The following is a 23,931-nucleotide window of genomic DNA, read 5'->3' on the forward strand; positions in this document are numbered from 1 at the left end:
GGTGTGAAAAAGCGGTGTTATGCTGGCTTCGAAATCGAGGGTTGCGACCATGAGCTTGGCGCATCAACCGAGTTTGGCGGCGCTCGCCGCCTCCCCGCGCGCCTTCGGCCGCCTGCCGGAACTCGCCGGCGCGCCCGCCGCCTTCCGCTTCGCCGCCCGCCTGATGGCCCGCAACTGGCTGACCGGAAGCCTGACCTTCGTGGTGCCCTCGGGCGGCGAACTGCGCCTGGAAGGCGCCGAGCCCGGGATCGACGCCCGCATCATCGTCCGCGATTTCCGCTTCATGCGCCGCGTCCTGGCCGCCGGCGACATCGGCTTCGCCGAGGGCTACATGGCCGGCGAGTGGGAGACCCCCGACCTCGCCGCCGTGCTGTCGGCTGTGAGCCTCAACTTCGACCGCGTGGCGAGGGTGTTCCAGGGCAATCGGCTGCTCCGCGCGGCCCATTTTGTCGGCCATGCGCTCAATTCCAACACCCGCAAGGGTTCGCGGAAGAACATCCACGCCCACTACGACCTGGGCAATGCCTTCTATTCCCGGTGGCTGGACCCCACCATGACCTATTCCTCCGCCCGCTATCAGAAGCCTGGCCAGGCGCTGGAGCAGGCCCAGGCCAACAAGTACCGCGAACTCGCGCGGTCGATGGACCTGCAGGCCGGCCACCACGTGCTGGAGATCGGTTGCGGTTGGGGCGGGTTCGCCGAGTTCGCGGCCAAGGAGGTCGGCGCCAAGGTCACCGGAATCACCATCTCCACCGAGCAATACGAGTTCGCCAGGCGACGCATGTTCGAGCAGGGCCTGACTGATCGGGCCGAGATTCGCATGGTCGACTATCGCGACGTCGAGGGTGTCTTCGACCGGGTGGCCTCCATCGAGATGTTCGAGGCCGTGGGCGAGCGCTACTGGCCGGCCTATTTCGGCAAGATCCGTGACGTCCTGACGCCCGGCGGCCGCGCCGGCCTGCAGATCATCACCATCAAGGACGAGTTCTTCGAGGGCTATCGCCGCCGTGCGGATTTCATCCAGAAGTACATCTTCCCGGGCGGCATGCTGCCCTCGGAGGAACAGCTGAGGCGACAAACCGACCGCGCGGGGCTGAGTTGGACCGGCCTCGACCGTTTCGGCCAGGACTATGCCGACACGCTCGCGGCCTGGTGCGAACGCTTCGACAGCGCCTGGGTCGACATCTCTCGTCTCGGATTCGACGAACGCTTCCGCAAGCTCTGGCGGTTCTATCTCGCCTACTGCGAGGCCGGATTTCGCACCGACCGCACCAATGTGGTGCAGCTTGGCCTCGTCAAAGCCTGAGCCCCCCCTGTTCGCAGGCGCACTGGCCGCCTAAGTAGGCGACCATGACTGTCGCCCCAAGCGTCGTGGACGCCATCGGAAACACGCCCCTGATCCGCCTGCACCATGCGAGCGAGGCCACGGGCTGCGAGATCCTCGGCAAGGCCGAGTTCATGAACCCCGGCGCGTCGGTGAAGGATCGCGCCGCGCTCTATATCGTGCGCGACGCCGAACGCCGTGGCCTGCTGCGTCCCGGCGGACGTATCGTCGAGGGCACGGCCGGCAATACCGGCATCGGCCTGGCGATGGTCGGGTCGGCGCTCGGCTACCAGACCACCATCGTCATCCCGCGCACCCAGAGCCAGGAGAAGAAGGACGCCATCCGTCTGCTCGGGGCCGAATTGGTCGAGGTGGACGCCGTCCCCTACGCCAACCCCGACAACTATGTCCGCTATTCCGGCAGGTTGGCCGAGGAACTCAACGCCAAGGAGCCAAACGGCGCGATCTGGGCCAACCAGTTCGACAATGTCGCCAACCGCCAGGCCCATGTGGAGACCACGGGCCCCGAGATCTGGGAGCAGACCGGCGGCAAGGTCGATGGATTCATTTGCGCCGTGGGATCGGGTGGCACCCTGGCCGGCGTCGCCGACGCCCTGCGCGCGCGCGACCCCCGCGTCCAGATCGGCCTGGCCGACCCGTATGGGGCGGCGCTCTATAGTTGGTACGCCGACGGCGAGCTGAAATCGGAAGGGACCTCGATCAGCGAAGGTATCGGCCAAGGCCGGATCACGGCCAATCTGGAAGGCCTCGCCATCGACCGCCCCTACCGCATCGACGACCACGAAATGCTCAAGGTCATCTTCGACCTGGTGGAGCACGAGGGTCTGGTCATGGGCGGCTCCACCGGCATCAACGTGGCGGGCGCGATCCGGATGGCCCGTGACATGGGGCCGGGACACACCATCGTGACGGTCCTCTGCGACCAGGGCGCGCGCTATCAGAGCAAGATCTTCAATCCCGAGTTCCTGAAGGAACGCGGCCTGCCGACCCCCAGGTGGCTCTAGTGGATCCGGTCATTTCAACCGAGAAGTTGGCGCAGCGCCTGGGTTCCGCCGACCTGCGCGTGGTCGACGGAAGCTGGTTCATGCCGGCCGAGGGCCGCTCCGGCGCCGAGGAGTATCTGCGGGCCCATATTCCGGGCGCGGTGTTCTTCGACATCGACGCCATCGCCGACCGGACGACCGACCTGCCCCACATGCTGCCGACGCCCGAGGCCTTCGCGCAGGCCGTGGGCGCGCTCGGCCTGTCGCGGAATGTCGATATCGTCGTCTATGACAGCCTGGGCATCCGCGCCGCCGCGCGGGTCTGGTGGAGCCTGCGGGCCATGGGCTTCACCCGCGTCTTCGTCCTCGACGGCGGACTGAAGAAGTGGCTGGCCGAGGCGCGGAACGTGGAGACGGGCGATGTCCACCCTCGCGCCGCCCAGGTCGCCCCGGCCATCGAGGCCGAGCTGGTGCGCAGCGCCGACGACGTGCGCGGCCTCCTGGCCTCGGGCGAGGCCCGACTGGTGGACGCCCGCGGCGCGGCGCGTTTCCGCGGGGAAGCGCCGGAGCCTCGGCCCGGCCTCAGGTCGGGACACATGCCCGGCGCGGCCAATGTGCCCTTCGACCAGGTTGTCGCCCCGGACGGGACCCTGCGCCCGGTCGAGGAGCTGGGCGCCATCTTCGAGGCCGCCGGGGTCGACCTTGATCATCCCATCGTCACCACCTGCGGCTCGGGCGTCACGGCCTCGGTCCTGGCGCTGGCGCTGGCGCGGCTCGGACGTGACCGCACGGCGGTCTATGACGGGTCCTGGAGCGAGTGGGGCGCCTTGGCCGACGCCCCCGCCGTCACCGGTCCTTAGCGGCCCTTCTTAGCGAATAGGCGGCGCGTACAGCAGGCCTGGCTGCGCGGCGTTCCACAGGGCGTTATGGCCGCGCTCCAGCCGCAGGGCCGAGCCCGGCCCCACATTGCGCTCGAACACCTCGTCATAGGCGCCCACCTGGACGATGGCCTGGTAGGCCCAGTCCTCGGAAAGCCCCAGCATCGGTCCGAAGGCGTCCTGGGCGCCCAGCAGCCGCCGCACCCGTACATCCGTGGAGGTCTTCAGCGCTTCCGGCGCGGACTTGGAATCGATCCCGTACTCCTCGGCCAGCATCAGGGCGTAGACCGTCCAGCGCACGATATCGGTCCAGGCGGGGTCGTCCTGGCGCACCACAGGGCCTAGGGGCTCTTTGGAGATCACCGTCGGCAGGATCACGTGGGCGCTTGGGCTGTTCATCACCGAGCGGGCCGAGGCCAGCGCCGCCACGTCGGCGGTGAAGGCGTCGCACTTCTCCGCCTGATAGGCGTTACGGGCATCGGCCTCCGAGGTCACCACAACCGGCGTGTACTTCAGGCCCCGCGCCCGGAAATAGTCGTCGAGGTTGGCCTCGCTGGCCGTGCCCGCCTGGACGCAGATCTTCGCGCCAGTCAGTTCGTCGGCGCTGGAGAGCGCCAGCACCTTGGGGACCATGAAGCCCTGTCCGTCGAAATAGGTGATCGCGGCCACGTCGAGGCCCAGGCTGGCGTCGCGCGCGAAGGTCCAGGAGGTGTTGCGCGACAGGATGTCGATCTCGCCCGACTGCAGGACCGAGAACCGGTCCTGGGCGGTGATCGGCGAATAGCGCACGGCCCTGGCGTCGCCCAGGGTCGCGGCGGCCACGGCGCGGCAGATGTCCACGTCGAAGCCGCGCCAGGTCCCCCGGTCGTCGCGGAACGCAAAGCCCGACAGCCCCGAATGCACGCCGCACTTCATGTAGCCGCGCGCCTTGACGGCCGCCAAGGTGGGGCTTGGCTTGCTCTTGTAGGCGGGCGTGGGAGCGGGCGGCTTGGCCGCCGGCGCGACGGGGGTGGGCGCCTTCTGTCCGACCTCGCCGCATCCGGCGAGGAGAAACATCGATCCGACCGCCGCCGCGAGGCGCTTCCGCATGCCGCGCTCCTTGATTGCAAAGCCCTTGGGGGCTCTAAGTGCGAGGCTGATTTTGGCTCCTGTTCGTTCCGACGCGTCAACCCGCATGGCTGAAGAAACCCGACTGATCCGCGCCGGCGCGACGCCCGGAAAGCTCGCCAAGACCGTGGGGCCGCCCATCCAAAAGGGTTCCACCGTCCTGTTGCCCAACGCCCAGGCCCTCTATGACGACGAGGCCTTCGTCACTTATGGCCGCGCGGGCCTGGCCGCGCACGAGAGCCTGAAATCGGCCCTGGCCGAGATGGAAGGCGCGTGCGGCGTCGAGCTCTACCCCTCGGGCCTGGCCGCCTTCACAGGCGCCATGCTGGCCGTGCTGAAGGCCGGCGACGAGGTGCTGGTCACCGACAACATCTACAAGCCCAGCCGGCGGTTCTGCGACCAGGTGCTGGCCAGGTACGGCGTCGGCGTCCGCTATTTCGACCCGCGCACCTCGCCGGAAGACCTGCTGGCCCTGGCGACCGACGCCACCCGGCTGATCGCCCTGGAGTCGCCGGGTTCGCTGACCTTCGAGATGCAGGACCTGGCCGCCATCGCCGCCCTGGCCAAGGCGCGGGGCATCCTGACCCTGGCCGACAACACCTGGGGCGCCGGGTTCCTGTACAAGCCCCTGGCCCATGGCGTGGACATCAGCGTCCAGGCCCTGACCAAATATGTCGGCGGCCATTCGGACGTCTTCATGGGCTCGGCCGCCGTGACCGACACCAGGCTCGCGCGCCAGCTCACCGACGGGGTGCACAACCTCGGCTGGGCCGTCTCGCCCGAGGACGCCTACCAGATGCTGCGCGGCCTTCGGACTCTGCCGGTGCGCCTGGAGCAGCAGGGCGGCGCGGCCCTGCGCATCGCCGCTTGGCTGGCCCAGCAGCCCCAGGTGGTCGAGGTCATCCATCCCGCCCTGCCCGGCGCCCGAGACCATGACCTGTGGAAGCGCGACTACAAGGGCGCCTGCGGCCTGTTCGGCTTCGTGCTGCAGCCCGCGCCGCCGAGGGCGGTGAACGCCTTCCTGGACGCCCTGGAGCTGTTTGGCCTGGGTTTCTCCTGGGGCGGGTTCGAGAGCCTGGCGATCTCCTGCGATCCTCAGCTCGGCAAGCGCAAGTCCGCGCCGAAGTTCGCCGGACCGCTCATGCGCCTGCACATCGGGCTGGAGCATCCTGACGACCTCGTGGCCGACCTGAAACGCGGGTTCGCCGCGTTCGACGCGGCGCTTTAGGGTTTCGCCATCCGGCTCATGAACAGGGCCGCGCGCTTGGTCTGCCGGTCCAGGCTCTTCAGGTCCATGGTCTCGCCGGGCGCATGCGAACCCTCTCCCGCCGCGCCGAAGCCGATCAGGCCCGGCAGCAGGTCGCCATGCAGGCCGGCGCCCGGGAATACCCCGCCCCGCCCTTCCCCAAGCAGCACCTGGCCAAGCCCGGCCTTGAGGCCGACCTGCGGCTCGCCCCCATGTATGACGCGCCTTTCTACAAGGGCTCGGAGAAGCTGAAGGACAAGGTCGCCCTGATCACCGGCGCCGACTCCGGAATCGGCCGCGCCGTGGCCGTGCTGTTCGCCCGGGAGGGGTGCGACATCGCCATCGCCTATCTCGACGAACACCAGGGCGCCGAGGTCACCAAGGAGGCGGTGGAAAAGGAAGGCCGTCGCGCCATCCTGCTGCCGGGCGACGTGGCCGATCCCGACTATGCCGAGGCCGCCGTCGACCGCAGCGACCGTCTCGTCGCGCAGGACTGGCGGGCGTGGCGGGAAATTCCAATCAGCCGCTGCTGAGACGGCGCAACGTGGCGCCGTTCAGGGTCGCGACACCTGGGGAAGCCACACCCAATGGATGGGCGACGGCGAACCACCTGTCGGCGCATCGCAGTCAGTGAGTAAGGAATTTATCATGACCAGTCCAAGAAAGTGGCTTCTAAGCCTTTGCGCAGGCGCGCTTGGCGGCGCGTTCTGCGTGTCCGGCGCCGGAGCGGCGACCTATAGCGCCTACGACCAATTCAATGTGGCGGGTGGCGCGATCACCGCCACGGACTTCGCCTTCGGCTACCTTCCCGGAGGCGATACGTTCGGTGGCGCGTTGACCGCATTCACGCGGTTCGACACCAACTGCGCCGGGAACGTCAACTTCCAGTGCGCGGCCACTTTCAGTGGCGACACCACCCCGGGCGTCTACAAGGCGGCCGGCTCTCATGCGACGGGAACCGTCGTCTTCCAGCCCGGCGAACTGAACCTCCATCCCGGATCGCAGGGCGAGCTGACCGCGGTGCAATTCATCGCGCCCATCGCAGGTCTCTACAGCTTCTCCGGGACCTTCTCGATCAACGACCTCTACCCGAACAGCGTGAGCCTGCTGACCTATGTGGGCGGGACCAACACCCATTCGTCCACCCTCAGCGGGGGGTTCGGCAGCAGCTACGCGATCAACTTCGACGCCAACCTCGCGGCGGCCCAGCGCGTGACCTTCCTGGTCGGGCCCAACGGCGCCTACAACAACGACTCCACCGGCTTCGCTCTGACCGTGTCGGCCGGCGGCGTTCCGGAACCCGCCACCTGGGCGATGATGATCCTGGGTTTCGCCGGAACGGGCGTCGCCCTGCGCCGTCAGAAGGCGATCCGGGCTGCGGCGTAGCCGAGCTGGGCAAAGCCTTTAGCGAGGCCTTGCCCAGTCCGTCGTCGGCTGCTCGAAGCCGCTATCTGGAGGGCGGATGCAGCCCCTGCATGCCCTTGCCGCTCACCTCGCGTCTCGCGATGGCCGCTCGCCGCATGATCTCGCGCGGCGAATTGAAGTACTGCCCCGGCGTCATACCCATAAAGTGACGGAAGTCCCGGTTGAAGTGGGCCTGATCGAAATAGCCGTCGTCGATCAGGCCGGACAACGGCTGGTCGAGCACGCCCCTTACACGTTCCAACGTGCGTAAAAATCGCTTCTGACGCAGGAGCGCCTTGGGCGAGAAGCCGAAGGCGCGGTCGCACAGCCGGTGCAGGGTCCGCTCCGAGACGCCGACGGCGGCGGCCAGGGTCGTCACATCGGCGTGCGGGGCGAGGAGTTCGCGGTGGACGATGGCGATGCGCGGATCGGCGGACGGCCGCGCGGCGTCGCGGGCGATGAACCAAGCGTCGAGCACCCGCACGATCCCGGCGTCGTCGGGCGCCGCCATCAGGTCCGCGTGCAGCCGCGCCGCGTCATCCTCGCCCACGAAATCGGCGAGTTCGCGCACCCGGTTGGCGAGGTCGAAGGCGTCCACGTCGAACAGCTTGGCCCAGCCGACCGGCGTTAGCCCCGCGCCCAGCATGATCGCCCGGCCGGTGGACTCGAAGATCGCCGCCCGATCGGTCGGCCCGAACAGCGCCGACTGCTGCGGCGTCGGAATGTGGACGCCGTCCGCCGTCAGGATCCACTCTCCGGACAGTTGGAACCTTACGTTTCCCGGTCCCGACAGCAGATGGTCGGAGACCACCTGGCAAGCGTCGAGGATGTAGTAGGCGTCGAGCAGCTGAGACAGCTCGGGCGCGGGACGCACCATGCGCACCGACAGCGGCGCGGTTGCGGCGGTCTCGGAACTCATGACCGGCATGCCCACTCCCAACCACGCGACGCGATTGTCGATGTTAGCGGAGGCGGTGAGTTTCGCCAGCGCCGTCGGACCGGGAACGCTCCGGACGTCATCGACGGCGCGGGCCGCGCTCAACGCCGGCTCTTGCGAGCCTGGCGCGCCCAGCAGGACTCGAACCTGCAACCGTCCGCTTAGAAGGCGGATGCTCTATCCGGTTGAGCTATGGGCGCCCGGGGGGCCCCTTCAGTGGGTCCAGGGCTGTTTGCGGCCGAAGGCGAAGTTATCGGCGTAGGCCTTGATGATCTTCTTGGGGGGCTTGGGGTCGGAGACCTGGAAGGCGATGCCGTGGGCGTTGGCGTAGGCCACCGCCTCGTCCTTGCCGTCGAAGGCCAGCTTGATCTGGCCGTCCATGTCGCCGGTCACCGTCCAGCCCATCAGGGGGTCGGCGCGTCTGGCCGAGGCGGGCTCGAATTCCAGCAGCCAGTCCTTGGTGTTGCCCTTGCCGGACTGCATGGCGTTCTTGGCCGGACGGTAGATGCGCGCAAGCATGCGGGTCGTCTCTCTCAAGTTTCCACCGGCGTGGTCGGGGCGAGAGGATTCGAACCTCCGACCCTCTGCTCCCAAAGCAGATGCGCTACCAGGCTGCGCTACACCCCGAAGAGCGCCGGTGTTGGGTGCGATATAAGGCTTTGGCCTTTCCCGCAATTGAACAAAGCCGCGCGGGCCCTCAGTCGCGGCGGTGCATCAGCTTGAAGACGCCGGTCGCCCGGATCACGTCGTGGCCGCCGACATAGGCGCGGCCCTCGACGAAGGCGACGTCCTTGGTGGCGCGGGTGACCTTGGCCTCCCCCATCACCCACTCCCCCACGCGGGCCATATGCAGGAAGTTGACGTTGAGCTGGATGGTCACCCCGGTCTGGCGGGTGGCGCGATAGGTCGCCGCGCCCAGCAGGCCGTCGATGAAGGCCGTGAGCATGCCCCCGTGCACCAGACCCAGGCCGTTGGCGTGCCTGGGCAGGGCGAAGAAGGCCTGCTCGGTCATCTCGCCCATCACCTCGCGGTGAAAATGGGGGCCGTTGTGGCTGGAGAAGGCGCCGCGTCCGGTGGAGCGGATGAACCCCGCCGGCGGCTCGGGAATGACCTCGGGCTCAGCCACCCTTGAAGATCCGGTGGACGACCTTGTCGCCGGGCAGCAGGCCGATCTCGGCCGCGCGGCCGCCGGCCAGCTCCAGCACCCCCAGGATCGGGCCGCCCGAGGGAATGGCCGCTTCCGACAGCGGCGTGGTGTTGCGGGCGATGGAGAGGACCGTGCCGTTGGCCTGGATGTAGATGATGTCCAGCGGGATCAGGGTGTTCTTCATCCAGAACGCCACCTCGCGCGGGGTGTGGAAGTCGAACAGCATGCCGCGGTCAGGCGCCATCACCTTGCGATACATGAGGCCAAGCTGGCGCTCGGGCTCGTCGTCGGCGATCTCCACGAAGAAGCGGACGCGGCCGCTGGAGGTGATCACCTCCAAGGCCTCGAAGCCCGCGGGGACCGGGGCGTCGGGCGCCGCGCCATGCGCGACCGGCGTCGGGGCCGCCATGGGCGCCTGGGCGGCCTGCTTGGCTGCGGGGGCGGGCTCGGCGGCGCAGGCGACCGCGAACAGGGCAAGCGCGCCCGCCAGCGCGGCGCGCGGGCCGTAGGTCATGCGGGACACTGTGGGACTCCGTGAGGTCTAGCTCAGACCTACAGACTCGATCTCGGCCACGACAAGCCCTTTCGGGCCCTCGGCGAAGCGGACCATGACGTCGTCGCCCGGCTGCAGGTCCTCGATGCCCGAGCGCCGCAGGGTCTCGATGTGCACGAAGATGTCGCCGCTCTCGCCGTCACGGACCACGAAGCCATAGCCCTTGGCGCGGTTGAACCACTTGACCTTGGCCCGTTCCAGCGGGCCTCGGGCCGCGCTGGGCGCCGGACGGCGTGGCGCGCGGGCCTGGTAGGCGCCTTGGGCCTCGCCACCGCGGTCATAGCCGCCGCCACGGTCAAAGGCGTCGCGGCGGAAGCCCCCGCCGTGGTCGTCCTGTCGCCTGCGGTCGGACGGCGCGGGCGCGGAGCTCTCATCGACCTCCACCACCTCGGCCACCTGCCAGCCCTTGGGCCGGCGGATCACGTCGCAGACGATGACGGCGCCCTCCAGCGCGCTTTCGCGGCCGGAATTGCGAAGACTGGTGACGTGTAGAAGAACGTCCTTCAGCCCCGTCTGACTAGGGTCGTCAGGAACAATGAAGCCATAGCCCTTGCCGGCGTCGAACCACTTAACGCGCCCGCTGATCCGCACGGATTCTTCGTGCGAATCTAATCCCTCGAATTCGTAACCAGACATTTGCCCCTCTGGCCCGGTCTCCCCCGATCCCTTCGGACTAAGGCCAACTATAACACTGTTCTGGTAACTATTGAGCCGTCAATGGGAGTTTTTCGCCCGACGCACGCATCGGTCGTATTTCGCGCGCTCCAGTGGCGGCGAAGAGGCTCGGCGTGGCAGTCCCTAGGGGAGTCGAACCCCTCTCTCCAGGTTGAAAACCTGGCGTCCTAACCGATAGACGAAGGGACCGCGTGCGCGAGAGCGGCGTCTATATCGGCGATTCAGGGCCTATGCAAGTCGCCCGATCAGCCAACGATGCGCCGGGGATCGGCGACGTCCTCGATCTCAAGTTCGACGCTCTGCCGACCCTGCCAATCGTCCGGCTTCAGACGGCCGGCGACATGCACCGCACCGCCCTCGCTCATCAGGCGTTTGCCGATCTCGGTGTCCTCCGCGCGCCAGGCCACGGCCTTGAGCCGTCCCCCGGAGCCGTCGGTCAGGGTCACGCGGACATGGCCGCCGCGCAGGGCCATGGGCCGCTCGATCCGCACGTCGGCGGCGGCGAACATCGGCTCGGGATTGCCCGGGCCGAATGGCGCCATGGCCTGGAAGGCCTGCCAGAGGCCGCGGTCGGCGCCGCCGGTGGTGACCAGGGCGTCGATGTCCAGGCCATCCTCAGCGGTCGCCGCTTCCGTCTCCGCGGCCAGACGTTCGTTGAGGAAGGCGCGCAGCTCGGGGATGGTGTCGGGACGCACCGACAGGCCCGCGGCCATGGCGTGGCCGCCGCCGGCCAGCAGCAGGCCCTCGTCGAAGGCCGCCTGCACCGCGCGGCCGAGATTGACCCCGGTCTGGGAGCGGCCGGAGCCCTTGCCGATATTGGCGGCGCGGTCGACGCCGATCACCAGGGCTGGCTTGCGATAACGTTCGCGCAGGCGGCTGGCGACGATGCCGATGACGCCGGGGTGCCAGCCGTCGGCGGCCACGAAGGTCAGGGCGGCGTCGTCCTGGTTGCTCTCGCGGTCGACGATTTGGATAGCCTGCTCGAAGATCTCGCGCTCCACCTCCTTGCGCGAGGCGTTGAGCGCGTCGAGCTCGGCGGCGAGCTCCGCGGCCTCGACGGGATCGTCGGTGGAAAGCAGGCGCGCGCCGAGGTCTGATCGCCCGATCCGGCCGCCGGCGTTGATCCGGGGCCCCAGGATGAAGCCCGCGTGGAAGACGCCGGCCGGGCCTGAGCCCTTGGCCACCTCGAGCAGCGCCTTCAGGCCCGGGTTCTTCCAGGACGACATCACCTTGAGGCCTTGGGTCGTCAGGGCGCGGTTGAAGCCCGTGAGCTGGGTCACGTCGCAGATGGCGCCCAGGGCGGCCAGATCCAGCCACTGGCGCAGGTCGGGTTCGGGCGTGGTCTCGAAGAGCCCACGCTTGCGCGCCTCGCGGTTGAGCGCCGCCAGCAGGACGAAGGCGACCCCGGCGGCGGCCAGCACCCCCTGCCCCGACGTACAGCCGGGCCGGTTGGGGTTGACCAGGGCCGCAACCTTGGGGATCTCGTCACGCATCAGGTGATGGTCGATGACCACGACGTCGAGGCCGATCTCCTCGGCATGGGCCAGGGCCTCATAAGCCGCCGCTCCGCAGTCGACCGTGACCACCAGCTCGGCGCCGCTGTCGCGGATGCGCTTGAAGGCCGCGGGCGATGGGCCATAGCCCTCCGTCATGCGGTCGGGGACATAGATGGGCAGTTCCTTGCCCAGGGTCCGGAACCAGCGGACCAGCTGGGCGGCGCTGGAGGCGCCGTCCACGTCATAGTCGGCGAAGATGGTCATCGGCCGGTCGGACACCAGGGCGTCGACCAGGATCTCTGCGGCCCGGTCCATGTCCAGGAAGGTGGACGGATCGGGAAACAGCGCCTTGAGGGTGGGATTTAGATAGTCCGCGCCGGCGTCGGGGCCGATCCCACGAGAGGCCAGGGCTCGGGCCAGGGGCTCGGAGAGACCAAGGCCCAGCTGATGACGGCGCACGGTCTCAGGATCGGCGGGACGCTCGCGCCACAGCCGCCCGGTGAGCGAGCGCGTGACGCCGAGATAGCCCATGGGCGTGGTTCCGTCGGCCATCGAACGAGTCTAGCCGGAGTCGGGGCCGCCACGAAGGCTCGCGCGCGGCCCCTACGTCCGGTTTAGACGGGGCGCTTCATCCGCACTTCACGCACCGTCTGGGTGGCGGAGTTCATGACGATAGTGTGGGTGTGGACGAAGCCGTCCTCATACTGCACGCCGTCCAGGAGGGCGCCGTTGGTGACTCCGGTCGCCGCGAAAATCGCGTCGGACCGGACCATCTCGTGCAGGTCGTACTTGCGGTCGAAATCGGTGATGCCGATCCGCTTGGCGCGGGCCTTCTCGTCGGCGTTGCGGAACACCAGGCGGCCCTGGAACTGCCCGCCCACGCACTTCAGCGCCGCGCAGGCCAGCACACCCTCGGGCGCCCCGCCCTGCCCGACATAGAGGTCGACGCCGGTCGAGGGGTCGGCGGTGTTCATCACCCCGGCCACGTCGCCGTCGGTGATCAGATAGACCCGCGCGCCCACCGAGCGGACGCTGGCGATGATGTCGGCGTGGCGCGGACGGTCCAGGATGCAGACGGTGATCTCGGAAGCCTCGACACCCTTGGCCTCGGCCATGGACTGCACGTTCTGGGCCGGCGTCTTGTCCAGATCGATGATCCCGGCCGGATAGCCCGGCCCGCAGGCGATCTTGTCCATATAGGTGTCGGGAGCGTTCAGCAGGGTGCCCTTAGGCGCCCAGGCCATGACGGCCAACGCATTGGCCATGGCCTTGGCGGTGAGCGTGGTGCCTTCCAGCGGGTCCAGCGCGATGTCGACCTTGGGGCCTTTGCCGCTACCGACCTTCTCACCGATGTAGAGCATGGGCGCCTCGTCGCGCTCGCCCTCACCGATGACGATCTCGCCGTCGATATCGAGGTCGTTGAGCGCGGTGCGCATGGCGTCCACGGCGGCCTGGTCGGCGGCCTTCTCGTCGCCCCGGCCCACCAGTTTCCAGGCGGCGATGGCGGCGATCTCGGTGACCCGGACCGCGTCCAGAACCAGCCCGCGATCCAGAACTTCAGAACTCATTGCGTCTCTCCCACGCCCCCTGCTGGAGCGTTCGATTGTCTTTACAGTCTTAGATGCGCGCGATGCGCAAGAGCCGGGGTCTATCCAGTACGGACGACAGATTCGCGATACGGTCGATCGCCGCCGTGAGCACGGACTCGGCGACCGCGTGGGTGGTGAGCACGATGGGCACGCCATCTGCATTCTCCACGGGCTTCTGGAGGAAGCTCTCGATGGAGACGCCGGCCTCGGCGAGGGTCTCGGAGACCGCGGCGATGACGCCCGGCTCGTCCTTGACCAGGAAGCGGAGATAGGCGCGGCTCATGCTCTTGGAGGGGTCCACGGGGGTGAACGGCTTGAGCGTCGAGGCCTTCGCCTGGAACACCGGCCTCTTGGCCCCGGTCATGACGTCGGCGATGTCGGCGGCGACGGCGGCGGCCGTCGGGCCCGCGCCCGCGCCGGGGCCCTGGATGAAGATGCGGCCGATCCGGACGCCTTCGATGAACAGGGCGTTGAGCGCCCCGCCCGCCTGGGCCAGCGGATGGTTCAGCGCCACCAGGGTGGGATGGACCCGCACCAGCACGCCCTCGTCCGAGCGGCTGGCTGAAGCGATCAGCTTGATGCGGTAGCCCAGGTCCTTGGCGAGCTGGATGTCCAGCAGGGCCACCTGGTCGATGCCCTCGATCTCGGCGGCGGCGTAGTTGGGCGCGCAGCCGAAGGCGAGCGCCGCCAGGATCGAGATCTTGTGGGCGGCGTCGAACCCGCCGACGTCCATGGTGGGGTCGGCCTCGGCGTAGCCCAGGCGCTGGGCCTCGGCCAGCACCTCGGCGAAGGGCCGGCCGCCCGACTCCATCTCGGTCAGGATGTAGTTGCAGGTGCCGTTGAGGATGCCGGCGACCGACCTGACGTCGTCGCCGACCATGGCCTCGCGCAGCATCTTCACCGCCGGGGTCCCGCCCATGACGGCGGCCTCGAACAGCAGCGGCACGCCCTTGGCCTCGGCCAGGGCGGCGAGTTCGGCCCCATGCTCGGCGATCAGGGCCTTGTTGGCCGTGACCACCGGCTTGCCGGCGTTGAGCGCGGCCTCGACGGCGGCCTTGGCCGGGCCGTCCGAACCGCCGATCAGCTCGACGAAGATGTCGTTGTCGGGCGAGGCGGCCAGCGCCACCGGATCGTCGAACCACGGCAGGTTGGAGATGTCGAAGGGCCTGGGCCGCGAGCGCGAGCGCGCCGAGACCCCGGTCACCGACGCTGTGGCGCCCGCCGGCGCGAAGCCCGGCCGGTCGGAAAGGAAGTTCAGCAGGCCCGCGCCCACGGTGCCGAGGCCCGCGACGCCGACGCGCCAGTCCGTCTTGCTCATTGGGCCGCCAGGGTGTTGTGGGCCCGGCCGAGGATCTCGTCGGCGTTGGCCAGGAACTTCTTCACATTGCGCGCCGCCTGCCGGATGCGGTGTTCGTTCTCGACGAGTCCAACACGCACATAGCCTTCGCCATATTCGCCGAAACCGACGCCGGGTGCGACCGCGACGCCCGCCTCCTCGATCAGCAGCTTGGCGAACAGCAACGAGCCCGCCTCCTTGAACTGTTCCGGCAGCGGCGCCCAGGCGAACATCGACGCCGGCGGCGCCGGAATATCCCAGCCGGCCCGCTTCATCGACGTCACCAAGGTGTCGCGACGGCTCTTGTAGATGGCTCGAATCTCCTCGACGCAGTCCTGCGGTCCGTTCAGGGCCGCGGCCGCGGCGACCTGGATCGGGGTGTAGGCGCCGTAGTCCAGATAGGACTTCACTCGGGCGAGGGCTGCGCAGATGCGCTCATTGCCCACCACCATGCCCACCCGCCAACCGGCCATGGCGTAGGTCTTGGACAGCGAGTTGACCTCGACGGCGATGTCCTTGGCCCCGTCGACCTGCAGGATCGAGGGCGGCGGGTTGTCGTCGAAATAGATCTCCGAGTAGGCGATGTCGGAAATCACCAGCAGATTGTGCTTCTTGGCCAGCGCCACGGCGTCCTTGTAGAAATCAAGGTCGACACACTGGGCTGTCGGGTTGGACGGGTAGGACAGGATCAGGACGCTGGGCGCGGGACTGGAGTGGCGCATCGCGGCGCTGACGCCCGACAGGTACTCCTCCGGCGACGGCGCCGGGACGTGGCGGATCACCCCGCCGGCCATGATGAAGCCATAGGCGTGGATCGGATAGGCCGGGTTCGGGCACAGGATCACGTCGCCCGGGGCCGTCAGGGCCTGGGCGAGGTTGGCGAAGCCCTCCTTCGACCCCAGGGTGGCGATCACCTCGGTGTCGGGATTGATCGTCACGCCAAAACGCCGCTTGTAGTAGCCGGCCATGGCGCGGCGCAGGCCGACAATGCCCTTGGAGGCCGAGTAACGCCCGGCCTTGGGGTCGCGGGCCGTCTCGATCAGTTTGTCGACGATGTGCTTGGGCGTCGGCATGTCGGGATTGCCCATGCCGAAGTCGATGATGTCCGTCCCCTGGGCGCGAAGCCGCGCCTTGATGCGGTTCACCTCCTCGAGGACGTAGGGCGGCAGGCGTTTGATGCGATGGAATTCGGGTGTCATGAAGAGCTCGTGCCGCGGGACGTGCGGCGGATGGGAGCTGAAGTCGCGCATGGATAGCCCCCGTCCGGGGAGCCGCCAAGCAGGTTCAAGGTGATTTGTGCCCCCGCCAGCCTCTTATCTGGGCAGCGGAGGCGGGGTAGCTCGCTCCCGAATTTGCCGCGCGAAGGCTTCAGAGGCCTCGGTGGCGGACGCGTCGTCGTCGCCCGCGGGCCCGACGATCGTCTGGGCGCGATTGACGAAGGCCTGGGTGCCGGTGAGCGTCCAGGTCCCAGGCGCGGTCTCGCGCTGCAGCTTGGCCGAGGCGAGCTCGAGCTGGTCGGCGGCGCGGCCATATTCGCGCAGCGGGCGCGCATTGGCCGGCAAGGGCGGAATTTCAGCGAAGGTCGGATAGTCGGTCCCGGCGCGGGCCATGGTGGCGACGTCGGCGGCCACGGGCGAGGCCGGATCCACCGCGGAGGTGAGGAACGGATTGCCCACGCAACCGCTCAGCAGCGCCGCCGCGCAGACGCAGGCGAAACCCCGCGGCGCGGGCCGGTTCACAAAAAGGCGAAGCAACGCGTTCATATCCCTGCCGGTCTTATGCCATGATCGCATCCGGCGAAAGAGCGTGAGCGCGCCGAAGCCCAAACCAATCGGGGTCGGGAGGAACAAGTCCATGAGCGAACAACCGTCGGCGCCGGCTAAATCCAAGGCCAAGAAGAAGCCCAAGACCGAAGGCAAGGCCGCCAAGGCCAAGGCCGCCGCCCCGCCGCCGCAGGCCGAACCGCAGCCCGCGCAAGCCAAGGCCAATGGCGGCCCGCCGCCGAACCCGGCGTTCGACACCTCGCGGCTCACCGGCGAGCAGCGCGAGATCGTCGAGAAGATGTCGGCCAACCTCGCCCGCGCCGCACTGACGGCGCAGGGCGCCATCGCCGACGCGGCGCTGCGCCAGGCCGAGCGGCCCGCCGCCCTATCCCCCGACCCCTTTCACGTGGCCCCCGCCCTCTCCGACGTGATGGGAAAGCTGGCGTCGCAGCCGGACAAGATGGTCCGCGCCCAGGCCGACCTCTTCCAGCGCTATCTGGAGCTCTGGCAGTCGGCGGCCCGCAAGGCCTCAGGCGAAACCGTGGAGCCGGTGGTCAGTCCCGGCAAGGGCGACAAGCGCTTCAACGATCCTGACTGGGCCGAGAACCCGGTCTTCGACGTGATCAAGCAGTCCTACCTGCTGACTTCGAACTGGCTGAACACCCTGGTCTCCGAGGTCCAGGACGTGGATCCGATCTCCAAGCGGCGGGTCGAGTTCTTCATGAAAATGCTCACCGACGCCTTCTCGCCGTCGAACTTCCTGGCCTCCAATCCGGCGGCCCTGCGCGAGGCCATGTCGACGCAAGGCGAATCCCTGCTGCGCGGCATGGAGAACTTCGCCTCCGACCTGCAGCGCGGCGGCGGCCAGCTCTCGATCAGCCAGACCGACTACGAGTTGTTCGAGATCGGCCGCAACGTGGCCACGGCCCCGGGCAAGGTGGTCTTCCAGAACGAGTTGCTGCAACTCATCCAGTTCCAACCCACGACGCAACAGGTCCATGAGATCCCGCTGCTGATCTTCCCGCCCTGGATCAACAAGTTCTACATCCTGGACCTGCGGCCCGAGAACTCGATGATCCGCTGGCTGGCGGACCAGGGTTTCACGGTGTTCGTCGCCTCCTGGGTCAATCCGGACCAGAAGCTCGCCGACAAGACCTTCGAAGACTACATGCGCCAGGGCATCTACGAGGCCACCGAGGCGGCCATGACCCAGGCCGGCGTGGATCGGGTCAACACCGTCGGCTACTGCATCGGCGGCACCCTGCTCTCCTCGACCCTGGCCCATATGGCGGCGAAGGGCGACAAGCGCATCGCCTCGGCCACCTTCTTCGCCGCCCAGCAGGACTTCGCCGAGGCTGGCGACCTGTTGCTGTTCACCAACGAGGACTGGCTGGGCGACCTCGAGAAGCAGATGGACGCGGCCGGCGGCGTGCTGTCGGGCAAGACCATGGCCGACACCTTCAACATGCTGCGATCCAACGACCTGATCTGGTCGTTCTTCGTCAGCAACTACCTGATGGGCAAGGAGCCCAAGCCCTTCGACCTGCTGTTCTGGAACTCCGACCAGACGCGGATGCCCAAGGCCCTGCACCTGTTCTACCTGCGCAAGTTCTACGGCGAGAACGCGCTCGCGAAGGGCGAGCTGATCATGGACAACGTCAAGCTCGACCTCTCGACCGTGAAGACCCCGGTCTATGTGCAGTCGTCGAAGGAGGACCACATCGCCCCCATGCGGTCGGTCTACCGCGGCGCCAAGCTGTTCGGCGGACCGGTCACCTTCACCCTGGCGGGCTCGGGCCACATCGCCGGCGTGATCAATGCGCCGGTCGCCAACAAGTACCAGCACTGGACCAACAGCGACCTGCCGGCCACGCCCGAGGCCTGGATCGACGGCGCCAAGGAGCATCCCGGCTCCTGGTGGCCTCACTGGGCTGAGTGGCTGCGGGCCAAGTCCGGCGGCCTGGTCGCCGCGCGCGATCCGGCCGCGGGCAAGTTCAAGCCCATCGAGGACGCGCCCGGGTCCTATGTGAAGGTGAAGTCGTAAGCGTGATCAAGTTGCTGTTGGTGGGCCTGGGCGTACTCCTGGCTCTGTGGATCGGCGCCGGCTTCGCCGTGGTCGCCGCGGCGGGGCCGTTCAAGCCCGCCGGCGCCATGGTCGATATCGGCGGACGCAAGCTGCGGCTGGTTTGCGAGGGCCCGAAATCCGCCCTCCCCGTGGTCTGGATGGAGGCCGGGGCCTGGGGCCTGGCCGCCGACTTCGCCGCGATCCAGCAGAAGCTCACCGCCAAGGGCCTGCGGTCCTGCGCCTATGACCGGGCCGGCATGGGGTTCTCCGACCCCGGACCCGAGCCTCGCGACAGCGCCGCCATCGTCGCCGACCTGGAAAAGCTGGTCGCCGCCTCCGGCGAGCGGGGCCCGTTCGTGCTGATGGCCCATTCCATGGGCGGCCAGCACGCGCGCCTGTTCGCCGGCAAGAACCCCGACAAGGTCGCGGGCCTGGTGCTGCTGGAAGCCACCACGCCGGAAATGACCAGCGATCCCCGCGCCGAGCGGTTCCTGTCGCGGGTCCGGACGGTGGCCCGAGTCTCGGCCGTGGCCGGCAGCCTGGGGCTGACGCGGATCGCCTACGGCTTCGGCGACCGCATCGGACTGCCGGCGCAGGGCTCGGCCGAGAAGCGGCGCGCCTTCGTCTCCGCCCGCCACGCGCGCACGGCCTCCGACGAGGTGCAGGTCTGGCCGCAGGGTTCGGTCCAGGCCGGGACCGTCAACCTCGACCCGGCCTGGCCGGTGGCCATCGTCACCGCCGGCGACGCCGCGCGGATGGCCGATTGGAACGTGGCCCGCCGCGCGCCCGAGCGGGCCTCCCGCGCCGGGTGGTACGAGAACGTGCCGGCCGCCGAGCACGCCACCCTGCTGGGCCTCACCCATTCCGACGCGGTGATCCGCGCCGTCGATCATGTCCTGGCGTCACTGAAGACTGCCCCGGAGCCGCAATGAAAGCCCTCGCCCTCCCCGCCCTGTTGGTCCTGATCGCGACGCCCGCCCAGGCGCAGACGCCCCAGGCGGCGTTCTTCGATCGCCTGAGCGCCCTCTGCGGCAAGAGTTTCGCCGGCAAGGTCGTCACCAACGATCCGGCCGACGCGGCGTTCGCCGGCAAGCCCCTGGTCATGCACGTGAAGACCTGCACCCCCGACGAAGTGCGCATCCCCTTCCATGTGGGCGAGGACCAATCGCGCACCTGGGTGGTCACCCGCACCACCACGGGCCTGCGCCTGAAGCACGATCACCGCCATGAGGACGGGACGCAGGACGCCGTCAGCCAGTACGGCGGCGACACGACCGCGCCGGGCACGGCCTCGCGCCAGGAATTTCCGGTGGACCAGGTCTCCAAGGACCTGTTCGTCCGCGAGAACCGCGCGGTGTCGGTGACCAATGTCTGGGCGATGGAGGTCGAGCCGGGGCAAGTCTTCGCCTACGAACTGCGGCGGCCCGGGCGGCATTTCCGGGTGGAGTTCGATCTGGCGGGCGGGTGAATCCCGGAACGGAGAAAGTCGATGGCGCGCGTGGTTGACGATCGGATCGGCTCTCTTGCGGAGTTGACAGCCCAGCTCGCGATTGAGCTTCGCGTATCGAACCTCGCCGCCTCCATCGACTTCTATGGAAAGGCCGGACTCGTCCTTGAGCGGCGCACACCGACCTTCGCCGCCATGCACATCACAGGCCGATACTTGCTGCTGAGTGCAACTCCTGACGTCGCCGCCGGTCCAACGCCTCCAAACCTCCGTATCGTGGTCGACGACGCGGACCAGGCGTTCGCCAGCGCGGTCGAAATGGGATGGACCCCCAAGTACGCACTTGAAGACCGCGGCTACGGCTTGCGCGACTTCACCGTCACGGATCCCGACGGTTACGAAGTGCGGTTTGCTGCTCTCTCGGCGCGATAGCCCGGTTGCCCCCAAGGCTGTCATCCCGGCTTCGGCCCCTCGCCGAAGACAGGGATGACAGCCTTGGGACTACCCCGCGAAGCGAGAGATGACGTCGGCCAACGGAACCTGGCCCTTCATCGCGCCGGAGCCCGTCGGGGTCTCGCCGTCCTCCAGCGCGACACCGAAGACGAAGGCCGGATCGCTCTCGATGCGGCGGCGCAGGGCCGACAGCTTGGGATAGGCCGAGATATCTGGCGCGTCATGGAACTCCGCCCACCGCGCGACGCCCGCCAGCACCCCGTCGGCCAGGGTCGGGCGATCGCCGACCAGGAACGGCGTGTCGCCGATCATGGCCTCCAGCTGCCCATGCCGGTCGGCCACCATCTTGCGGCCCACGGCCCGCAGCGGTTCCTGCATCGCCGGGTCCGGCGGGCTCATCTCCAGCGCAGCCCATAACGGACTGAAGGCGCCGGTGAAGCCGGTGTTCACGAACCCGATGAGCTGGTGCATCCGGTCGGCCTCCGGCGTGCCGGGCGCGAAGCTGATGCGCCGCTCGGTGTCACGGGCCTCCAGCCACTGGGCGATGGCCATGGTCTCGGTCAGCACCCGGCCGTCGTCGGTGATCAGGACCGGCGTCTCGCCCCGGCCGTTCAGGCGCCTGTAGTCGTCGGTGGTCATGTCCTTCAACATGTCGACGCGGCTCAGCCGGTAAGGCTGGCCCAACCACTCGAAAGCGGCCACCAGGCCGGTCGCGCTTCCCAGCGGGAAGCCGTAGACCAGGATCGGTTCCATTGTTCGCTCCGTGATGTTTTGAGGATCACGCTGCGCAGCGAGACTGGAACCTAGGCGCCCGACGCCCAATGTAAATTACGCACAAATTTGTAACCGAGGTCCGCCGCATGAAAGACGTCGTCTCCCGCTGCCCCATCGAGGAAGTCATGCGGGTGCTCAGCGGCCGCTGGCCGACCCTGCTGCTCTACTATCTGAAGGACGGGACCAAGCGGTTCAGCGACCTGAAGCGCGACAATCCCACCGTCTCGGCGCGGATGCTGTCGTTGGAGCTGCGCAAACTGGAGGACGCCGGGATCGTGCGGCGCACGGCCCATGGCGGCTATCCGCTGCGGGTCGACTACGACCTCACCGCCTCGGGACTGACGCTGGTTCCGTTGATCGACGCCCTGGGCGGCTGGTGGGACGTGACGGCAGCCGACAGGTCGGGCGTCGCCATCCGCGACGCGGCCTAGGTGGCGATGAAGCCCAAGGCGTCGCCGTTGTTGCAGTAGCGCAGGCCGGTGGGCCTGGGGCCGTCGGGGAAGACATGGCCCTGGTGGCCCAGGCAGCGGGCGCAGTGGTATTCGGTGCGCGGCAGGCCGATCTTGTAGTCGGTCTTCTTCCCAACCGCGCCCTTGATGGCTGTGTAGAAGCTTGGCCAGCCGGTGCCGCTCTCGAACTTCCATTCCGACTTGAACAGCGGCAGGGCGCAGCCAGCGCAGACATAGGTCCCGCGGCGCTTCTCCTTGTTGAACGGACTGGTGCCGGCCATCTCCGTCGCCTCGTGGCGCAGGACATTGTAGGCGCCGATGTCGAGACGCTTCTTCCATTCCGCATTGGAGATCTTGCGCCAAGGCGAGCCGGCATAGGGGTCGGCTGCGGTGGCGAAGGCGGGCGCGGCGGTCAGGGCGACCGACGATCCGAGGAGGAAGGCACGTCTATCAAGGGTCATGGCGGGTATACGGCCGCGCGCCGATGGCGGATGCAAGGCGCCGCTAGCCTTCCCACGCATAGAGGGCGTCCGGCGTCTTTTCCTCGTTGTCGGCGCCGTCGGTCAGCCGCACCAGCTTGAAGTCGCGGGTCTCGTAGAACCGCCGGGCGCGGGTGTTCTGCTGGAAGGTCCAGAGCTGGCGCGGGGTCCCGTCCTCCAGCGCCTTGGCCAGTAGCATGGGACCGATCCCCACGCCCTGGTGGTCGGGGTGGACGTAGAGATGCATGACCCAACCGGGCTTGAAGGCCACGTAGCCGGCGATCATCCCGCCCGCCTCGGCCACCCGGGTGTCGCACTCGGGCAACAGCCGCTCGCTGAAGAACCGCAGGTCCTCCTGCGGCGTGTGCAGCTCGGGCAGGTAGGGCTGCGAAACCTGCATGGTCAGGCGATGCAGCCGGGCGATGGCGCCTGCGTCGGCGAGGCTCGCCGGGCGCAGGCTCACAGGCCCGAGGCCTCCGGCAGGCCCAGCATCAGGTTCAGGCTTTGCACCGCCGCTCCCGAGGCGCCCTTACCCAGATTGTCCAGCAGGGCGACCAGCCTGGCCTGGCCGGTCTCGGGATTGCCGAAGACATAGAGCTTCATCTTGTTGGTGCCATTCAGGGCCTCGGGATCGAGCTGGGCGTTGAAGCCGGCGGCGCCGGCGCGGGCCTTCTGCAGGGTTTTGGTCTCCTCGTCGGATGCCACCTCGACAAAGGCTTCGCGCCGATAGGCGCTGGCCAGGGCGTCGCGCAGGTCCTCGGGCTTGGGCTTGGACGGCAGGGCCCAGAGTTGCAGCGGCACCTCGACAATCATCCCCTGGGCGTAGCGGCCCACCGAGGGCGCGAACAGCGGCGGATGGTCGAAGCCGCCATGGAGCTGCATCTCCGGCACGTGCTTGTGCTGCAGGGTCAGGCCATAGGTGCGGTAGGCGTCGCTGGTCCCGTCCGGCGTTGGGCCTTCGAACTCCTCGATCAGCCCCTTCCCGCCGCCGGAATAGCCGGAGACCGCGTTGACCGTGATCGGCCAGTCGGCGGGGATCAACCCCTCCTCCACCAGGGGCCGGGTTAGCGCGATAAAGCCGGTGGGAAAGCAGCCTGGATTGCTCACCCGCTGGGAGCTCGCGATGGCCGCACGCTGGTCCGGCGCCATCTCGGGGAAGCCGTAGGTCCAGCCCGAGGCGGTCCGGTAGGCCGTCGAGGCGTCAATGACCCGCACGGAATTGGAGGTGATCATCCCGACCGCCTCCTTGGACGCTGCGTCGGGCAGGCACAGGATCACCGCGTCGACCCCGTTCAGCAGTTCGGCGCGGGCGTCAGGGTCCTTGCGCTTGGCCGGATCGATCGAGATCAGCTCCAGGTCGCGGCGGCCCACGAGGCGCTCGCGGATCTGCAGGCCGGTGGTGCCAACTTCGCCGTCGATGAAAACCGTCTGGGTCATGAGAAGTATCCTGAATTCGGATGCCAGATAGCAGAAGGGGCGCTTCGGTTTCCCGAAGCGCCCCTCCAAACGCGAGTGCTCGCGCGCGGGTTTAGCGCTTCGAGAACTGGAAGCTGCGTCGGGCCTTGGCCTTACCGTACTTCTTCCGCTCGACCACGCGGCTGTCGCGGGTCAGGAAGCCATGCGGCTTCAGCACCGGGCGCAGGCCCGGCTCGTAATAGGTCAGGGCCTTGGACAGGCCGTGGCGGATCGCGCCGGCCTGGCCGGACAGGCCAGAGCCTTGCACCGAGACGATGACGTCGAACTGGCCTTCGCGATCGGTGACCTGGAAGGGCTGGGCGATCATCATGCGCAGCACGGGACGAGCG

27 protein-coding genes and 3 tRNA genes are annotated in these 23,931 nt (G+C 68.3%); 11 read left to right on the forward strand and 19 right to left on the reverse strand.

Annotation, left to right across the window (positions count from 1 at the left end; translation table 11 throughout):
- Positions 1 to 49: 49 nt before the first annotated feature.
- Genes Q8Q77_RS02950 through sseA form a run of 3 tightly spaced genes read left to right on the forward strand, consistent with a single transcriptional unit; the run spans position 50 to position 3,188 of the window.
- On the forward strand, positions 50 to 1,306 hold the full coding sequence (locus Q8Q77_RS02950; protein WP_305581010.1) for a cyclopropane-fatty-acyl-phospholipid synthase family protein: 1,257 nt from the start codon (positions 50 to 52) through the stop codon (positions 1,304 to 1,306).
- 44 nt (positions 1,307 to 1,350) lie between these two features.
- Positions 1,351 to 2,349 (forward strand): cysteine synthase A, encoded by a 999-nt coding sequence (locus Q8Q77_RS02955; RefSeq protein WP_305581012.1) that lies wholly within the window; start codon positions 1,351 to 1,353, stop codon positions 2,347 to 2,349.
- Positions 2,349 to 3,188: a 3-mercaptopyruvate sulfurtransferase gene (gene sseA, locus Q8Q77_RS02960; RefSeq protein WP_305581014.1), complete on the forward strand. Its 840-nt coding sequence runs from the start codon at positions 2,349 to 2,351 to the stop codon at positions 3,186 to 3,188. The genes Q8Q77_RS02955 and sseA overlap by 1 nt, the downstream gene beginning before the upstream one ends.
- 9 nt (positions 3,189 to 3,197) lie before the next feature.
- On the opposite strand, the gene Q8Q77_RS02965 is transcribed toward sseA, so the two are convergent.
- Complete coding sequence (locus Q8Q77_RS02965; RefSeq protein ID WP_305581016.1) at positions 3,198 to 4,295, reverse strand: amino acid ABC transporter substrate-binding protein; 1,098 nt, start codon at positions 4,293 to 4,295, stop codon at positions 3,198 to 3,200.
- Between the two features lie 85 nt (positions 4,296 to 4,380).
- On the opposite strand from Q8Q77_RS02965, the gene metC reads away from it, so the two are divergent.
- The 3 genes from metC (at position 4,381) to Q8Q77_RS02980 (ending at position 6,945) form a co-directional block, all read left to right on the forward strand.
- Entirely contained in the window at positions 4,381 to 5,541 is a 1,161-nt protein-coding gene (gene metC / locus Q8Q77_RS02970) for a cystathionine beta-lyase (protein ID WP_305581018.1), read from the forward strand.
- Positions 5,542 to 5,624: 83 nt separating this feature from the next.
- On the forward strand, positions 5,625 to 6,092 hold the full coding sequence (locus tag Q8Q77_RS02975; protein ID WP_305581020.1) for an SDR family NAD(P)-dependent oxidoreductase: 468 nt from the start codon (positions 5,625 to 5,627) through the stop codon (positions 6,090 to 6,092).
- A 178-nt stretch (positions 6,093 to 6,270) separates the two neighbouring features.
- Entirely contained in the window at positions 6,271 to 6,945 is a 675-nt protein-coding gene (locus Q8Q77_RS02980) for a PEPxxWA-CTERM sorting domain-containing protein (protein WP_305581022.1), read from the forward strand.
- A gap of 61 nt (positions 6,946 to 7,006) precedes the next feature.
- On the opposite strand, the gene Q8Q77_RS02985 is transcribed toward Q8Q77_RS02980, so the two are convergent.
- The 13 genes from Q8Q77_RS02985 to Q8Q77_RS03045 all read right to left on the reverse strand — a co-directional run bounded on the left by Q8Q77_RS02985 (position 7,007) and on the right by Q8Q77_RS03045 (position 16,450).
- On the reverse strand, positions 7,007 to 7,891 hold the full coding sequence (locus Q8Q77_RS02985; protein WP_305581024.1) for a helix-turn-helix domain-containing protein: 885 nt from the start codon (positions 7,889 to 7,891) through the stop codon (positions 7,007 to 7,009).
- A gap of 132 nt (positions 7,892 to 8,023) precedes the next feature.
- Positions 8,024 to 8,100 (reverse strand) — tRNA-Arg (locus Q8Q77_RS02990).
- 13 nt (positions 8,101 to 8,113) lie between these two features.
- The gene (locus Q8Q77_RS02995; RefSeq protein ID WP_305581026.1) at positions 8,114 to 8,419 is read right to left on the reverse strand and encodes an ETC complex I subunit; all 306 of its coding nucleotides are present in this window, start codon (positions 8,417 to 8,419) and stop codon (positions 8,114 to 8,116) included.
- Between the two features lie 31 nt (positions 8,420 to 8,450).
- Positions 8,451 to 8,527: transfer RNA gene (locus tag Q8Q77_RS03000), tRNA-Pro, on the reverse strand.
- A gap of 70 nt (positions 8,528 to 8,597) precedes the next feature.
- Positions 8,598 to 9,026: a PaaI family thioesterase gene (locus tag Q8Q77_RS03005; protein ID WP_305581028.1), complete on the reverse strand. Its 429-nt coding sequence runs from the start codon at positions 9,024 to 9,026 to the stop codon at positions 8,598 to 8,600.
- Entirely contained in the window at positions 9,019 to 9,561 is a 543-nt protein-coding gene (locus Q8Q77_RS03010) for a DUF192 domain-containing protein (protein WP_305581064.1), read from the reverse strand. The genes Q8Q77_RS03005 and Q8Q77_RS03010 overlap by 8 nt, the downstream gene beginning before the upstream one ends.
- Before the next feature lie 27 nt (positions 9,562 to 9,588).
- A complete protein-coding gene (locus tag Q8Q77_RS03015; RefSeq protein ID WP_305581030.1) occupies positions 9,589 to 10,236 on the reverse strand; it encodes a cold-shock protein in 648 nt (215 codons plus the stop codon).
- A gap of 153 nt (positions 10,237 to 10,389) precedes the next feature.
- Positions 10,390 to 10,464: transfer RNA gene (locus tag Q8Q77_RS03020), tRNA-Glu, on the reverse strand.
- A gap of 56 nt (positions 10,465 to 10,520) precedes the next feature.
- Positions 10,521 to 12,323 carry a single-stranded-DNA-specific exonuclease RecJ gene (gene recJ, locus Q8Q77_RS03025; protein ID WP_305581032.1) on the reverse strand — a complete coding sequence of 601 codons (1,803 nt, stop codon included), beginning with the start codon at positions 12,321 to 12,323 and terminating at the stop codon, positions 10,521 to 10,523.
- Between the two features lie 62 nt (positions 12,324 to 12,385).
- The gene (gene glpX / locus Q8Q77_RS03030) at positions 12,386 to 13,339 is read right to left on the reverse strand and encodes a class II fructose-bisphosphatase (RefSeq protein ID WP_305581034.1); all 954 of its coding nucleotides are present in this window, start codon (positions 13,337 to 13,339) and stop codon (positions 12,386 to 12,388) included.
- A 49-nt stretch (positions 13,340 to 13,388) separates the two neighbouring features.
- Complete coding sequence (locus Q8Q77_RS03035) at positions 13,389 to 14,678, reverse strand: homoserine dehydrogenase (RefSeq protein ID WP_305581036.1); 1,290 nt, start codon at positions 14,676 to 14,678, stop codon at positions 13,389 to 13,391.
- Positions 14,675 to 15,895, reverse strand: a complete 1,221-nt coding sequence (locus Q8Q77_RS03040) for an LL-diaminopimelate aminotransferase (protein WP_305581038.1) — start codon at positions 15,893 to 15,895, stop codon at positions 14,675 to 14,677. Before Q8Q77_RS03040 ends, Q8Q77_RS03035 begins: the two co-directional genes overlap by 4 nt.
- Before the next feature lie 114 nt (positions 15,896 to 16,009).
- Positions 16,010 to 16,450, reverse strand: a complete 441-nt coding sequence (locus Q8Q77_RS03045; protein WP_305581040.1) for a hypothetical protein — start codon at positions 16,448 to 16,450, stop codon at positions 16,010 to 16,012.
- 100 nt (positions 16,451 to 16,550) lie between these two features.
- On the opposite strand from Q8Q77_RS03045, the gene phaC reads away from it, so the two are divergent.
- Genes phaC through Q8Q77_RS03065 form a run of 4 tightly spaced genes read left to right on the forward strand, consistent with a single transcriptional unit; the run spans position 16,551 to position 20,403 of the window.
- Complete coding sequence (gene phaC, locus Q8Q77_RS03050; protein WP_371130392.1) at positions 16,551 to 18,503, forward strand: class I poly(R)-hydroxyalkanoic acid synthase; 1,953 nt, start codon at positions 16,551 to 16,553, stop codon at positions 18,501 to 18,503.
- 2 nt (positions 18,504 to 18,505) lie between these two features.
- Positions 18,506 to 19,456 carry an alpha/beta hydrolase gene (locus Q8Q77_RS03055; protein WP_305581042.1) on the forward strand — a complete coding sequence of 317 codons (951 nt, stop codon included), beginning with the start codon at positions 18,506 to 18,508 and terminating at the stop codon, positions 19,454 to 19,456.
- The gene (locus Q8Q77_RS03060) at positions 19,453 to 19,992 is read left to right on the forward strand and encodes a hypothetical protein (RefSeq protein ID WP_305581044.1); all 540 of its coding nucleotides are present in this window, start codon (positions 19,453 to 19,455) and stop codon (positions 19,990 to 19,992) included. Before Q8Q77_RS03055 ends, Q8Q77_RS03060 begins: the two co-directional genes overlap by 4 nt.
- A 21-nt stretch (positions 19,993 to 20,013) precedes the next feature.
- Entirely contained in the window at positions 20,014 to 20,403 is a 390-nt protein-coding gene (locus tag Q8Q77_RS03065) for a VOC family protein (RefSeq protein ID WP_305581046.1), read from the forward strand.
- Positions 20,404 to 20,472: 69 nt separating this feature from the next.
- On the opposite strand, the gene Q8Q77_RS03070 is transcribed toward Q8Q77_RS03065, so the two are convergent.
- Positions 20,473 to 21,177 carry a glutathione S-transferase family protein gene (locus tag Q8Q77_RS03070; RefSeq protein ID WP_305581048.1) on the reverse strand — a complete coding sequence of 235 codons (705 nt, stop codon included), beginning with the start codon at positions 21,175 to 21,177 and terminating at the stop codon, positions 20,473 to 20,475.
- A gap of 107 nt (positions 21,178 to 21,284) precedes the next feature.
- Between Q8Q77_RS03070 and Q8Q77_RS03075 the strand changes: the two genes are divergently transcribed.
- Complete coding sequence (locus Q8Q77_RS03075) at positions 21,285 to 21,629, forward strand: helix-turn-helix domain-containing protein (protein WP_305581050.1); 345 nt, start codon at positions 21,285 to 21,287, stop codon at positions 21,627 to 21,629.
- Here the strand turns inward: Q8Q77_RS03075 and msrB are convergent.
- From msrB to rpsI, 4 genes are all read right to left on the reverse strand, one after another.
- The gene (gene msrB / locus Q8Q77_RS03080; protein ID WP_305581052.1) at positions 21,626 to 22,108 is read right to left on the reverse strand and encodes a peptide-methionine (R)-S-oxide reductase MsrB; all 483 of its coding nucleotides are present in this window, start codon (positions 22,106 to 22,108) and stop codon (positions 21,626 to 21,628) included. The two genes, Q8Q77_RS03075 and msrB, sit on opposite strands and share 4 nt — an antisense overlap.
- 43 nt (positions 22,109 to 22,151) lie before the next feature.
- Complete coding sequence (locus Q8Q77_RS03085; RefSeq protein WP_305581054.1) at positions 22,152 to 22,589, reverse strand: GNAT family N-acetyltransferase; 438 nt, start codon at positions 22,587 to 22,589, stop codon at positions 22,152 to 22,154.
- Positions 22,586 to 23,563: an N-acetyl-gamma-glutamyl-phosphate reductase gene (argC, locus tag Q8Q77_RS03090; RefSeq protein WP_305581056.1), complete on the reverse strand. Its 978-nt coding sequence runs from the start codon at positions 23,561 to 23,563 to the stop codon at positions 22,586 to 22,588. The genes Q8Q77_RS03085 and argC overlap by 4 nt, the downstream gene beginning before the upstream one ends.
- Before the next feature lie 91 nt (positions 23,564 to 23,654).
- Positions 23,655 to 23,931 (reverse strand): 30S ribosomal protein S9 (gene rpsI, locus Q8Q77_RS03095; RefSeq protein ID WP_305581058.1); only part of this gene is annotated, 277 nt, incomplete at its 5' end.

It is taken from the genome of Phenylobacterium sp. (genome assembly GCF_030698145.1).
GTDB lineage: Bacteria > Pseudomonadota > Alphaproteobacteria > Caulobacterales > Caulobacteraceae > Phenylobacterium.

Coding starts and splice junctions, on each gene's coding strand:
- Q8Q77_RS03010 (WP_305581064.1), bottom strand. CDS start 9,561: ATGACCTACGGCCCGCGCGCCGCGCTGGCGGGCGCGCTTGCCCTGTTC.
- Q8Q77_RS02965 (WP_305581016.1), bottom strand. CDS start 4,295: ATGCGGAAGCGCCTCGCGGCGGCGGTCGGATCGATGTTTCTCCTCGCC.
- Q8Q77_RS02950 (WP_305581010.1), top strand. CDS start 50: ATGAGCTTGGCGCATCAACCGAGTTTGGCGGCGCTCGCCGCCTCCCCG.
- Q8Q77_RS03070 (WP_305581048.1), bottom strand. CDS start 21,177: ATGGAACCGATCCTGGTCTACGGCTTCCCGCTGGGAAGCGCGACCGGC.
- Q8Q77_RS02975 (WP_305581020.1), top strand. CDS start 5,625: ATGCGAACCCTCTCCCGCCGCGCCGAAGCCGATCAGGCCCGGCAGCAG.
- recJ (WP_305581032.1), bottom strand. CDS start 12,323: ATGGCCGACGGAACCACGCCCATGGGCTATCTCGGCGTCACGCGCTCG.
- Q8Q77_RS02955 (WP_305581012.1), top strand. CDS start 1,351: ATGACTGTCGCCCCAAGCGTCGTGGACGCCATCGGAAACACGCCCCTG.
- phaC (WP_371130392.1), top strand. CDS start 16,551: ATGAGCGAACAACCGTCGGCGCCGGCTAAATCCAAGGCCAAGAAGAAG.
- Q8Q77_RS03035 (WP_305581036.1), bottom strand. CDS start 14,678: ATGAGCAAGACGGACTGGCGCGTCGGCGTCGCGGGCCTCGGCACCGTG.
- Q8Q77_RS02985 (WP_305581024.1), bottom strand. CDS start 7,891: ATGCCGGTCATGAGTTCCGAGACCGCCGCAACCGCGCCGCTGTCGGTG.
- Q8Q77_RS03040 (WP_305581038.1), bottom strand. CDS start 15,895: ATGACACCCGAATTCCATCGCATCAAACGCCTGCCGCCCTACGTCCTC.
- Q8Q77_RS03015 (WP_305581030.1), bottom strand. CDS start 10,236: ATGTCTGGTTACGAATTCGAGGGATTAGATTCGCACGAAGAATCCGTG.
- Q8Q77_RS02995 (WP_305581026.1), bottom strand. CDS start 8,419: ATGCTTGCGCGCATCTACCGTCCGGCCAAGAACGCCATGCAGTCCGGC.
- Q8Q77_RS03060 (WP_305581044.1), top strand. CDS start 19,453: ATGAAAGCCCTCGCCCTCCCCGCCCTGTTGGTCCTGATCGCGACGCCC.
- Q8Q77_RS03065 (WP_305581046.1), top strand. CDS start 20,014: ATGGCGCGCGTGGTTGACGATCGGATCGGCTCTCTTGCGGAGTTGACA.
- argC (WP_305581056.1), bottom strand. CDS start 23,563: ATGACCCAGACGGTTTTCATCGACGGCGAAGTTGGCACCACCGGCCTG.
- glpX (WP_305581034.1), bottom strand. CDS start 13,339: ATGAGTTCTGAAGTTCTGGATCGCGGGCTGGTTCTGGACGCGGTCCGG.
- Q8Q77_RS03075 (WP_305581050.1), top strand. CDS start 21,285: ATGAAAGACGTCGTCTCCCGCTGCCCCATCGAGGAAGTCATGCGGGTG.
- metC (WP_305581018.1), top strand. CDS start 4,381: ATGGCTGAAGAAACCCGACTGATCCGCGCCGGCGCGACGCCCGGAAAG.
- msrB (WP_305581052.1), bottom strand. CDS start 22,108: ATGACCCTTGATAGACGTGCCTTCCTCCTCGGATCGTCGGTCGCCCTG.